Here is an 11,471-nt window from a genome sequence, read left to right on the forward strand (position 1 = left end):
TAAAATGGCGCAGGACAGTCCCTTCATCGTCGACGCCGATTGGCTGGAAAAGCGACTTGGCGAGCCGGGTCTCACCATCATCGACGCCTCCTGGTACCTGCTGGCGCAAAAGCGCGACGCCCGCGCCGAATACGATGCCGCCCACATTCCCGGAGCGCGCTTCCTCGACCAGGACGCAGTTTCCGATCCGGATTCGAAACTGCCGCACACATTGGCATCGCCGCAGCACTTCGCCCAATATGTCGGCGCCATGGGCGTTTCGGCTGACGACACCATCGTCGTCTATGACGGGCCCGGCCTGTTCTCGGCACCGCGCGCCTGGTGGATGTTCCGCGTCATGGGCGTGTTCCAGGTCTACATCCTGAACGGCGGCATCGATCGCTGGAAGGCCGAGGGGCGACCTGTGACGGCCGAGCCGACAAAAATCGCGCCGAGTGTCTTTTATGCCGATTTCGATGCCGGACGTGTTGTCGGCCTCGACGAGATGCGCAGGATCGTCGGCAGCCATGAGAGCCAGATCGCCGACGCGCGCTCGGCCGGCCGCTTTGCCGGAACCGATCCGGAGCCGCGTCCGGGCGTCCGTTCGGGCCATATGCCGGGTGCGCGTAATGTTCCGGTCACGGCGCTAGCCGAGAATGGCGAGCTGCTGCCCAAGGACCGTCTGCGCAAGGTGATCGAGGATGCCGGCATCGACCTGTCGAAACCGGTCGTGACGTCCTGCGGCTCGGGCATCACGGCGGCGGCGATCACGCTGGCGCTCGAGACGCTCGGCCACACCGACAACCGGCTTTACGATGGATCCTGGGCTGAGTGGGGCAGTCTCAGCGACACACCGGTGGTGACGGGGAAAGAATGATGGAAAACGGCGCGCTGCAAGATATCGATGTCACGGTCACTTTCCTGGAGATGCATGCGGCGCCGGCGGTTTCACCGCCGATCCCCTACAATCGCCAGATCGCGCTGCTGAAGACGAAAGATATCCCGCTCCATTTCTACCGCTATCTGATGGATCGCGTCGGGCGCAAATGGCATTGGGTCAACGTGCTGAGGCTGAGCGACGAGGAGCTTGCCGCCGGCTTGCACCGCGAGGACCGCGACATCCGCGTGCTCTATCTCGACGGCGCTCCCGCCGGCTTCTTCGACCTGAAGCCGCATCTGCCTGACGAGGTGGAGCTCGCCTATTTCGGCATGATGGAGCATGCGCATGGTCAGGGCATCGGTCGCTGGTTCCTCGGCGCCGCGATCTCGGCCGCCTGGGCGCATGGGCCAAGGCGCGTCACCGTGCAGACCTGTACCCTCGACCATCCGGCGGCTCTGCCGCTCTACCAGAAGCTCGGCTTCACCCCGGTGGCGCAGAAGAAAGAGGTCGTGCATCCGCTGACCTTCGCCGAGCGCTCGGCCAGCGTCATGCGAGACTAGAGCAATTCCAGGACTAGTGAGAAACGGCTCCGCCAGTCAGGAATCGGGTGGGAGGCACTATCGCCAAGGCATAGCTTCCGGAGATCGACACCGGAGATCTGCCATGAGCATCCAGTTCAAAGCCTTGCCGACCGAAGCCGTGCGCGCCTTGCAGCGGGGAGGGCCCGATGCCTACGGCCGCACCCCGGAGCACCGCATCTCCGACGGCGACGGCGTGCCTTGCAGACATTGCCTCAGGAATGTCGCCGAGGGTGACGGCTATCTGATCGTTGCCTACCGCCCGTTTCCGGAACTGCAGCCCTATGCCGAAACCGGCCCAATCTTCCTGCATGCGGAGGAATGCGAGCGCGCAGCCGAAGGGGATGCGCTGCCGGAGATGCTCGAAAGCAGCGACTATATCGTCAGGGGTTACGGCAGGGACGATCGCATCGTTTATGGCAGCGGCGCCGTCACGCCGACCAGCGAGATTGCCGCCCGCGCGCGGACGCTGTTTGGGCGCGACGACATCGCCTACATCCATGTCCGCTCGGCCCGCAACAATTGCTATCAATGCCGCATCGAGCGGGCATGACCAAAAAAGAAGCCCGCCGATGGTCGGGCGGGCCGTTGGAGGGTCTGACAGAAGCTGTCGGGCCAGTGCCGTCCGGGTCGGACTTGCCCGACCCGGCAAGCAGCTCAGACCGCCAGTAACGGTCCGTCTCTAGGCAGCTTTCTCGTCGAGCGAATGTGAAGCATTTCACACAAGGCCGCATAATGGCGGAAGAACGAAAAGAAGCGCATTTTCAAGACCGTCGTATTATCGTCGTACTACTGCGCTAAAACGCAGCGGTTGCGATGTGTCGACCGCGGATGGACCGGCGGCAGATCGCGACAGTCGAGGAAGCGGGGCTTTTTGCTCCGCTTTTTTGTTGACCGGATTTTTCGACGGAAGCGCAGTTTCCGCGCAAGAAAAAGCCCGCCGGAATGACCCGGCGGGCGACTGAAGGAAATCGTTGCGAATTATCAGGCGGCAAGGACCGCCTTCGGTTCGACCATTTCGTAGCCGAGCGCCTCAGCGACGGCGCGGTTGGTGATCTTGCCCTTATGAACATTGAGGCCGTTGCGCAAATGGTGGTCGTCGACCAGCGCCTTGAGGCCCTTGTCAGCGAGCTGCAGGCCATAGTGCAGCGTCGCGTTGTTGAGCGCGTGCGCCGAAGTGACCGGCACGGCGCCAGGCATGTTTGCGACGCAATAGTGAATCACGCCGTCGACCTCATAGGTCGGATCGGCGTGTGTCGTGGCATGCGAGGTCTCGAAGCAACCGCCCTGGTCGATCGCGACGTCGACCAGCACCGAGCCCTTCTTCATGCCGGAAAGCATTTCGCGGGTGACGAGCTTGGGCGCCGCGGCGCCCGGGATCAGCACGGCGCCGATGACGATGTCGGCCGAGAAGCATTCTTCCTCCAGCGCTTCGACGGTCGAGTAGCGTGTGTGGACGCGACCGCCAAAAATGTCGTCGAGCTGGCGCAGGCGCGGGATCGAACGGTCGATAATGGTGACGTCGGCGCCGAGGCCGGCCGCCATCTTGGCCGCATGCAGGCCGACGACGCCGCCGCCGAGCACGGTGACCTTGCCGGGCAGCACGCCGGGCACACCGCCGAGCAGCACGCCGCGGCCGCCATTGGCCTTCTGCAGCGCAGTCGCGCCGGCCTGGATCGACAGGCGGCCGGCGACTTCCGACATCGGCGCGAGCAGCGGCAGGCCGCCGCGGTCGTCGGTCACGGTCTCATAGGCGATCGCGGTGACGCCCGAGCCAAGAAGACCCTTGGTCTGCTCCGGATCCGGAGCCAGATGAAGATAGGTGTAGAGGATTTGGCCGTCGCGCAGCTGCACCCATTCGTTTGGCTGCGGTTCCTTGACCTTAACGATCATGTCGGACTTGGCGAACACGTCGGCGGCCGTCTTGGCGATAGTGGCGCCGGCGGCGCGATAGGCGTTGTCGTCGGCGCCGATGCCGGCGCCAGCACCGGTCTCGACCAGCACTTCATGGCCATGCGCGACATATTCGCGGACCGAGCCCGGCGTCAGGCCGACGCGATATTCATGGTTCTTGATTTCCTTGGGGCAGCCGACACGCATTTTTCTTCTCCCTGTCCGCGCCCTTCAGGGGGCGCTCTCACTGTCGCTCGTGCATGTCACCGGGTCGAAAATGCGGAGGGTGGACACGCAGTAACCGCAGTCAACCACGAATCGTTCCGTATGTGTTTGCGAATGCACTTGCGGTAATGGTCGCTCTTCGATAATCGTTGCGCAAAATGACTTGAAATTCGCAGGAACCACGAAAAATGCGGCTCGACAGGATTGATATCGCCATTCTGGAGACTTTGCAGAAGGATGGCCGGATCCCCAATGCAGCGCTCGCGGAGAAGGTCGGCCTTTCCCAATCAGCCTGTTCACGCAGGCTCGACAATCTGGAGAAGTCCGGAACCATCCGCGGGTATCACGCGCGGCTGTCCAATTCCGCGCTCGGCCACCAGATGACGGCGATCGTGCACATATCGCTGTCGGGGCAATTCGAAAAAACGCTGTCGGATTTCGAGGCGGCAATCAAGCGCTGCCCGAACGTGCTCTCCTGCCATCTGATGTCGGGCGAATACGACTACATCCTGCGCATCGCGGCGAAGGATCTCGTCGACTATGAGCGCATCCACAAGGAATGGCTGTCAGCCATGCCGCACGTCACCAAGATCAACTCGTCCTTCGCGCTGCGCGAGATCGTCGATCGCACCGCGGTCGGGCTGCGGCCTGAGATGGCTTAAACCGCTGCGGCTTCGGTCACCACAGTAGTCATTGGGATATCGTGCGGCTGCGGGTAGATGGTCGGGATGCGCTGCAATTCGTAGCCGACGCCGATCACCAGCGGCCTGAACGGCATTGCGGCAAGCGTGCGATCGTAAAAGCCGCCGCCATAACCCAGCCGATAGTTACCCGGATCGATGCCGACGATCGGCGAGATCACGATGTCGGGCAGCACCGGGTCGCCCTCGGCCGGGATCGGAATGTTCCACACGCCCTTTTCCAGCCGGTCGCCCTGTTTGTAGGCGCGAAACACCAGCGGCTGTCCCTTCTCGATGACGACGGGCAGCGCGGTGCGCCCACCGCGCTCGTTGATCGAGGTCATCCAGCCACGCAGATCCGGCTCGCCGCGAAACGGCCAGTAGAGGCTGACCATCCGGCCGGCTATGTCGCCGATCAACGCGTCGAGGCCTTCCGCGATGCGTGCCGACATCGCGGCGCGCGCATCGGCTGAAACGGCGAGGCGCCCGGTGATGAGCCGCTCACGCTCGGCCTTGCGCCATCGCCGAACATCCGTCCAGTCGGAGAGCGGCTCCCGGTATTCCGGGTCGAGTTCGTGCATGAAACAGGGCGGTGAGGCGTATTGGGCCGGGCCTTCGTCGTCGTGTTTGTCAGCCATGCTTGGCTCCTGTCGTTTTGTTTCACGCTATACTCGCACCTGTGCGACCGCATGTGCATTCACGACGCCGCACGACGACTCCCGGGCATGACCGTTGCCATGCGCAATATTGTTGCAGTGCACAAAAATACTTACATCATCGGCAGGATTGCACTTTGGCGAGGTGGAATGAAATGAGCGAAACCGAGCATAAAGTCGTTGTCGTCGGCGCCGGCTTCGGCGGCCTCGAACTCACGCGCGCGCTGGCGGGAGCTCCGGTGCGCATCACCATGATCGACAAGCGCAACCACCATCTCTTCCAACCGCTGCTTTACCAGGTGGCGACGACGTCGCTGGCGACCTCGGAAGTCGCCTGGCCGATCCGCCATCTTCTGCGCAGGCGCAAGGACGTGACGACGCTTCTCGGCAATGTCACCGGCGTCGACCGCGCCGGCAAGCGCGTGCTGCTCGAGGACGGCGGCTCGATCCCCTATGACACGCTGGTGCTCGCCACCGGCGCGCGCCACGCCTATTTCGGCCATGACGAATGGGAGCCGTTCGCGCCGGGTCTGAAGACGCTTGAGGATGCCACGACGATCCGGCGCCGTATCCTGCTCGCTTTCGAGCAGGCCGAGCGCGAAACCGATCCGGCCAAGCGCCAGGCGCTGCTGACCCTGGCCATCGTCGGCGGCGGGCCGACCGGTGTCGAGCTCGCCGGTACCATTGTCGAGCTCGCGCACGACACGTTGCGCGGCGAGTTCCGCCACATCGATCCAAGCCAGGCGCGCGTCGTGCTGATCGAAGCCGGCGACCGGATCCTGGCCAATTTCGCGCCGCAGCTTTCCGACTATGCCCGCAAGGCGCTGGAACGGCTGGGCGTCACCGTCGAGCTCGGGCGTCCGGTCACGCACCTCGATGCCGAAGGTGTCGTCTTCGGCGACGCGCGCTTGTCGGCAAGGACGATCATCTGGGCGGCTGGCGTTGCCGCTTCGCCGGCGGCCGAATGGCTGGGAGCGCCGGCCGACCGGGCGGGCAGGGTAGTCGTCGAACCCGACCTCACCGTGCCGGGCAGTCCCGACATTTTCGTCATCGGCGACACCGCGCATGTGCTGCGGCCGGATGGAAAGCCAGTGCCGGGTGTGGCGCCCTCTGCCAAGCAGGAGGGCAAGCATGTTGCCGCGACAATCAAGGCGCGGCTCGCCGGCGACACGGCGATGCGTCCTTTCCAATACCGTCATGACGGCGATCTGGCGACGATCGGCAAGCGCGCCGCGGCAATCGATTTCGGCTGGATCAAGCTCACCGGCTGGCTCGCCTGGTGGCTCTGGGGCATAGCGCACATCTATTTCCTGATCGATTTCCGCAACCGCCTGGCGGTCTCGCTTAGCTGGCTATGGATATATTTTACGGGTCAGCGCAGCGCGCGCCTGATCACGCAGGGCGACGACGACAAAAGCTGATTCCCAGGCCGCCGCCTGCGGGCAGCGGAGATGCTTGATGGCCGATCGCGGTTTCATTCCGTCGCCTCAAGAGCGTGGCACTCTGCGGCCAGGCCCTCTTGCGCAGGCGCCGTTGGCCGAGAGCGCCAGGCAAAAAGCGGTTAACTGGAACGACTGCCGTCGCTCCCCCCTCTGGTTCCGGCCGTCCGCATGGGATAGTTTTAGCCATGCGTTATGTGATCGTCATCGCCTCCATCACCTTCTTCCTGTTCTGGGACGGACTCTACAATCGCGGCCACTACCTCGATGTGACCGTGCGGGAAGTGTCGCGCATCGTGCGCTATGTTACCGGGTAAGGTCTCGCCGGTTTCGCATCGCGGGCGCGACATCGTTGCCGGTTGACGCCTGGGCATTGCTCCCACAAAAACGCCGCTGAAGCGAAGACCAGGGAGGCTGGCTTGATCCGGCACATCGTTTTCTTCAGCGTGCGGCGCAAGGAAGATGTCGAGACTGTGCGCTCGGGCCTGCTGGCGCTTGGCAACATTCCGCACTCGAAGCATTTCGAGGTGACGCTCAATACCAAGGTCGATCAGTTCTCCAATGCGATCGATGTCGTCGTCTATGCCGAGTTCGAGGACGAGGCGGCGCTTGCCGCTTACAAGGCGCATCCGATTTATGCGGATACGACCAGCAAGGTGAAGCCGCTGCGCGAACTGCGCTATTCTGCGGATGTAGTGGCCGCTGCCTGAGCGGCAAAGCCGCGGCCGACCGTTCGGTGCACTTGAACAGCCGGCCGGAATGGGGCACACCGCGCCGGTATGATCGAAAGCTCCGCCCATCCGCTTGACCATCTCGTGCTGCCGACACCGAGCCTCGATGCCGTCCGGTCGCGTCTGACCTCGCTCGGCTTTGTCGTAGCGCCCACAGGCATCCACCCCTTCGGCACGGAGAATGCTTGCGTCTTTTTCGCCGACGGCACCTATCTCGAGCCGCTGGCGGTGGGAAATGAACAGGCGGCAAGACAAGCGATTGCGGCCGGCAATGTTTTCATTACGCGCGACCGCCTTTATCGCGAGCGGCTGGGCGAGGAAGGTTTTTCCGCCGTCGTGCTTGGAACCGGCAATGCCGATGCCGACCATATGCGTTTTGTCGAAGCCGGTCTGTCAGCCGGCGATACGCTGCGTTTCTCGCGCGCGTTCACAGATACGAACGGAAAGAGCGACACGGCATCCTTCAAGCTGGCCTTTGCGGTCGGCAAGGGAGCGACGGACGCCTTCCTCTTCGCCTGCGAGCGCGTGAACCCGCCGAAGATCGATCGCACGGCGCTGCAGGCCCATGCCAATGGCGTGACCGGCGTCATCGAGGTAATCGCCGTGAGCGATGTGCCTTCCGCACAGATCGCATTGATCTCGATCGCCGCCGGGTCAGAGGCAGACGGCGACATGGTGCGGTTGCCGAATGCAATCTTGAGCGTGGTCACGCCAGAGAGCTACGCGCAGCGTTTCGGCCTGGCGGCCGAAGCCTCACCACATTTACGGTTTGAGGCGATTGTTTTCTCGATCCGCGACAAAGCTACAGCGGCGCACGCGCTTGCGGCCGGGGCCATCGATCACGACATGAGCGGCACTGACATCGTCGTTCCACCGGCGCGCGGGCGGGGCGCGGCCTTCATCTTCCGGGAGATCCCATGAGCAAGCCCCTGGCGCCCAATTCATCGGTAACCGTCGGCAAGGTCGTCTTCGCCAACAATGCGCCGCTGTCGCTAATCGCCGGCCCGTGCCAGCTTGAATCGCGCCAGCACGCTTTCGACATGGCCGGCGCGCTGAAGGAACTGACGGAACGTCTGGGAATCGGCCTCGTCTACAAGACCAGTTACGACAAGGCCAACCGCACCTCGCTGTCGGCGACCCGCGGCGCCGGGCTCGATGCGGCGATGCCGATCTTTGACGATCTGCGCAACGAGTTTGGCCTTCCTGTGCTGACCGACGTCCACAACGAGGAGCAATGCGCGATCGTAGCACCCCATGTCGATGTCCTGCAGATCCCCGCCTTCCTGTCGCGCCAGACTGACATGCTGGTCGCCGCCGCCAGGACCGGCAAGGTCATCAACGTGAAGAAGGGGCAGTTCCTCGCGCCCTGGGACATGAAGAACGTCGTCGCCAAGATCACCGGCTCCGGCAACCCGAATGTGCTCACCACCGAGCGCGGCGTCTCGTTCGGCTACAACACGCTCGTCTCGGACATGCGCGCTCTGCCGGTCATGGCCGAGATCGGCGCCCCGGTAATCTTCGACGCCACCCATTCCGTGCAGCAGCCGGGCGGGCAGGGCGGCTCCTCCGGCGGCGAACGGCGCTTTGTCGCGACGCTCGCGCGCGCGGCCGTTGCCGTCGGTGTCGCCGGCGTCTTCATCGAAACCCATCAGGACCCGGACAATTCGATGTCTTCGGATGGCCCCAACATGGTGCCTCTCAAGGACATGCCGGCGTTGCTGGAAAAGCTCATGGCCTTTGATCGGATTGCCAAGGGTCACTGATTGCAGCGGCGGACCTCGATCCGGCGCCGGTTTGTGGTGAGCGGGGGCTGCCTCACCGACAGCCGAGCAAATCGTCGGGAACCTTAGCGCGCTCCTCTCATTGTCGGTGCAGGCATTCAACGAGAGGAGCACCATCATGACCACTCCGTCCGGGCATACCGAAGCCATTGCCGCCTCGCGCGTCATCGGCACGTCGGTCTATAACACCGAAGGCAAGAGCATCGGCAGCATCGAGGATGTGATGCTCGACAAGATGTCGAATGGCATTATGTTCGCCGTGATCGGCTTCGGCGGCTTTCTCGGTATGGGCGAGAAATACCACGCCGTTCCGTGGGCGACGCTCGACTATGACGAGGACAGAGGCGGCTACGTCGTGCCGTTCACAAAGGAACAGCTTCAGGCCGCGCCCGCCTATTCGATCGACGAGCTGACCGGCGCCGACGGCGAAGCCGCCCGCGATGCGTCATTCCAGTATTACCATGTGAAGCCCTATTGGCATTGATCGCAGATCGGCAAGCTGGGAATCGAAAGGCCCCCGACACAAAGCCGGGGGCCTTTGACGTTTAGCTACTCCGCCGCGTTGAGAGTCGATAGCTCCACCGAGCTCTGCTGGGGTTTCTGATCGTCGCATGACGTCAGGAACGCTGCCGCGATCAGGAACAAACTCACGATACCGCTCAACTGGGACATGGCGAAACTCCTCCTGTTTCGCCCCGCGCGAACGCGACCATAGATGAGATGGTCACACAGCGCGCATGACTTATGATGACAGAAAATTGCGCTTCGTGAATCACGCCCGCGGCAATAAATGCGGGGCCCGCCGATTGCCTTTTGCTCTGCTTTGGCTAAGAGGGGCGCGACGCTTCAATCGATCAATCGGGGACATCGCAAATGACCGCCATCATCGACATTGTCGGGCGTGAAATCCTGGACAGCCGTGGCAATCCGACCGTCGAGGTCGACGTGGTGCTGGAGGACGGCTCCATGGGCCGCGCCGCTGTGCCGTCGGGCGCATCGACCGGCGCGCATGAGGCGGTCGAAGTCCGGGACGGCGGGCCGCGCTATCTCGGCAAGGGCGTGCAGCGCGCCGTCGAAGCGGTGAACGGCGAGCTATTCGAGGCGATCGGCGGCATGGAAGCCGAGAACCAGATCCATATCGACCAGACGATGATCGAGCTCGACGGCACGCCGAACAAGAGCCGCCTTGGCGCCAACGCCATCCTGGGCGTATCGCTGGCGGTCGCCAAGGCCGCGGCGGAAGCCGCGGGCCTGCCGCTCTACCGCTATGTCGGCGGCACTAAGGCGCACATCTTGCCGGTGCCGATGATGAACATCATCAACGGCGGCGCGCATGCCGACAACCCGATCGACTTCCAGGAGTTCATGATCCTGCCTATCGGCGCGCCGACCCTGCGCGACGGCGTGCGCTGGGGCTCGGAGATTTTCCACACGCTCAGGAAGAAGCTGAAGGACGCCGGCCACAACACCAATGTCGGCGACGAGGGCGGCTTCGCCCCCAACCTGAAGAGCGCGCCTTCGGCGCTCGATTTCATCATGGAATCGATCGAGAAGGCAGGCTTCAGGCCCGGCGAGGACGTGGCCCTCGGTCTCGATTGCGCGGCGACCGAGTTCTTCAAGGACGGCAATTACGTCTATGAGGGCGAGAAGAAGACCCGCGATCCGAAGGCGCAGGCCAAGTACCTTGCCAAGCTCGCTGCCGATTATCCGATCATCACCATCGAGGACGGCCTTGCCGAGGACGATTGGGAAGGCTGGAAGATCCTGACCGATCTGATCGGCAAGAAGACCCAGCTCGTCGGCGACGATCTCTTCGTCACCAACACGGCGCGGCTGCGCGACGGTATCCGCATGGGCGTCGCCAATTCGATCCTGGTCAAGGTCAACCAGATCGGCTCGCTGACCGAGACGCTCGACGCCGTCGAGACCGCGCACAAGGCCGGCTACACCGCCGTCATGTCGCATCGCTCGGGCGAGACCGAGGATTCGACCATCGCCGACCTCGCCGTCGCCACCAATTGCGGGCAGATCAAGACCGGCTCGCTGTCGCGTTCGGACCGCATGGCCAAATACAACCAGCTCATCCGCATCGAGGAAGAGCTCGGCAAGCAAGCGCGCTACGCAGGCAAGTCCGTGGTCAAGGGCTGATCCAGCCTGTTCGGACAGTCTGGAAAGGGCGGGTCATTCCCGCCCTTTTTCGTTCCGGCGATCCTCGATAAGGGTCGTCCGTAACCGTCCATTAAGCACAATCGGGCGAAATACGACTCATGGCCGCTTGCGTTCGCGGCCGCGAGGGTTCGGGTCATGTGGACACGTCAGCACAAGCAGAGAAACACCGGCAGGCTGATCATCCCCTCGCTTTGCGTGCTCTTCCTGGCCTATTTCGGCTTCCATGCCTATCACGGCGAATTCGGCATCTATTCCAAATATCGGCTGCAGGCCCGTGCGGTTGAATTGAAGGCCCAGCTTGACGCCGTGAAGGCGCGCCGGATCGACTTCGAGCGCCGTGTCCAGCTGATGCATGAGGGTACGCTGGAGAAGGATATGCTTGACGAGCAGGCCCGAAAGGCGCTCAATCTGTCCCATCCGGACGAAATCACCATTATGCTGCCTACCTCGAGGAAATAAC

The 11,471-nt window shown here is 63.1% G+C and carries 14 protein-coding genes; 12 read left to right on the plus strand and 2 right to left on the minus strand.

Annotation, left to right across the window (positions count from 1 at the left end; genetic code table 11):
- Nucleotides 1-4: 4 nt before the first annotated feature.
- From sseA to LB526_RS15205, 3 genes are all read left to right on the plus strand, one after another.
- Nucleotides 5-856, plus strand: a complete 852-nt coding sequence (gene sseA, locus LB526_RS15195) for a 3-mercaptopyruvate sulfurtransferase (protein ID WP_224628219.1) — start codon at nucleotides 5-7, stop codon at nucleotides 854-856.
- Nucleotides 856-1,419: a GNAT family N-acetyltransferase gene (locus LB526_RS15200; protein ID WP_224628479.1), complete on the plus strand. Its 564-nt coding sequence runs from the start codon at nucleotides 856-858 to the stop codon at nucleotides 1,417-1,419. Before sseA ends, LB526_RS15200 begins: the two co-directional genes overlap by 1 nt.
- A 103-nt stretch (nucleotides 1,420-1,522) precedes the next feature.
- Entirely contained in the window at nucleotides 1,523-1,990 is a 468-nt protein-coding gene (locus tag LB526_RS15205) for a DUF1203 domain-containing protein (protein ID WP_140843424.1), read from the plus strand.
- A gap of 431 nt (nucleotides 1,991-2,421) precedes the next feature.
- On the opposite strand, the gene ald is transcribed toward LB526_RS15205, so the two are convergent.
- The gene (gene ald / locus LB526_RS15210) at nucleotides 2,422-3,537 is read right to left on the minus strand and encodes an alanine dehydrogenase (protein WP_224628220.1); all 1,116 of its coding nucleotides are present in this window, start codon (nucleotides 3,535-3,537) and stop codon (nucleotides 2,422-2,424) included.
- A gap of 206 nt (nucleotides 3,538-3,743) precedes the next feature.
- Between ald and LB526_RS15215 the strand changes: the two genes are divergently transcribed.
- Nucleotides 3,744-4,217, plus strand: a complete 474-nt coding sequence (locus LB526_RS15215) for an Lrp/AsnC family transcriptional regulator (protein ID WP_040982960.1) — start codon at nucleotides 3,744-3,746, stop codon at nucleotides 4,215-4,217.
- Here LB526_RS15215 and LB526_RS15220 read toward each other — a convergent pair.
- The gene (locus LB526_RS15220) at nucleotides 4,214-4,873 is read right to left on the minus strand and encodes a 5-formyltetrahydrofolate cyclo-ligase (protein ID WP_224628221.1); all 660 of its coding nucleotides are present in this window, start codon (nucleotides 4,871-4,873) and stop codon (nucleotides 4,214-4,216) included. The two genes, LB526_RS15215 and LB526_RS15220, sit on opposite strands and share 4 nt — an antisense overlap.
- A 173-nt stretch (nucleotides 4,874-5,046) precedes the next feature.
- On the opposite strand from LB526_RS15220, the gene LB526_RS15225 reads away from it, so the two are divergent.
- From LB526_RS15225 to LB526_RS15255, 8 genes are all read left to right on the plus strand, one after another.
- Nucleotides 5,047-6,312, plus strand: coding sequence for an NAD(P)/FAD-dependent oxidoreductase (locus tag LB526_RS15225; protein ID WP_224628222.1), 1,266 nt, complete (start codon nucleotides 5,047-5,049; stop codon nucleotides 6,310-6,312).
- A 206-nt stretch (nucleotides 6,313-6,518) separates the two neighbouring features.
- On the plus strand, nucleotides 6,519-6,647 hold the full coding sequence (locus LB526_RS29625; protein WP_263481783.1) for a hypothetical protein: 129 nt from the start codon (nucleotides 6,519-6,521) through the stop codon (nucleotides 6,645-6,647).
- A 102-nt stretch (nucleotides 6,648-6,749) separates the two neighbouring features.
- A complete protein-coding gene (locus LB526_RS15230; protein ID WP_224628223.1) occupies nucleotides 6,750-7,040 on the plus strand; it encodes a Dabb family protein in 291 nt (96 codons plus the stop codon).
- Between the two features lie 69 nt (nucleotides 7,041-7,109).
- A complete protein-coding gene (locus LB526_RS15235; RefSeq protein ID WP_224628224.1) occupies nucleotides 7,110-7,982 on the plus strand; it encodes a VOC family protein in 873 nt (290 codons plus the stop codon).
- Nucleotides 7,979-8,824 carry a 3-deoxy-8-phosphooctulonate synthase gene (kdsA, locus tag LB526_RS15240; RefSeq protein WP_224628226.1) on the plus strand — a complete coding sequence of 282 codons (846 nt, stop codon included), beginning with the start codon at nucleotides 7,979-7,981 and terminating at the stop codon, nucleotides 8,822-8,824. Before LB526_RS15235 ends, kdsA begins: the two co-directional genes overlap by 4 nt.
- 136 nt (nucleotides 8,825-8,960) lie before the next feature.
- Nucleotides 8,961-9,326, plus strand: coding sequence for a PRC-barrel domain-containing protein (locus LB526_RS15245; protein ID WP_095765629.1), 366 nt, complete (start codon nucleotides 8,961-8,963; stop codon nucleotides 9,324-9,326).
- A gap of 389 nt (nucleotides 9,327-9,715) precedes the next feature.
- Entirely contained in the window at nucleotides 9,716-10,990 is a 1,275-nt protein-coding gene (gene eno, locus LB526_RS15250; protein WP_140843412.1) for a phosphopyruvate hydratase, read from the plus strand.
- Between the two features lie 156 nt (nucleotides 10,991-11,146).
- Nucleotides 11,147-11,470 carry an FtsB family cell division protein gene (locus tag LB526_RS15255; RefSeq protein ID WP_224610726.1) on the plus strand — a complete coding sequence of 108 codons (324 nt, stop codon included), beginning with the start codon at nucleotides 11,147-11,149 and terminating at the stop codon, nucleotides 11,468-11,470.
- Nucleotide 11,471 lies beyond the last annotated feature (1 nt).

This window comes from Mesorhizobium sp. CA6, assembly GCF_020165035.1.
In the GTDB taxonomy this organism is placed as follows: domain Bacteria; phylum Pseudomonadota; class Alphaproteobacteria; order Rhizobiales; family Rhizobiaceae; genus Mesorhizobium.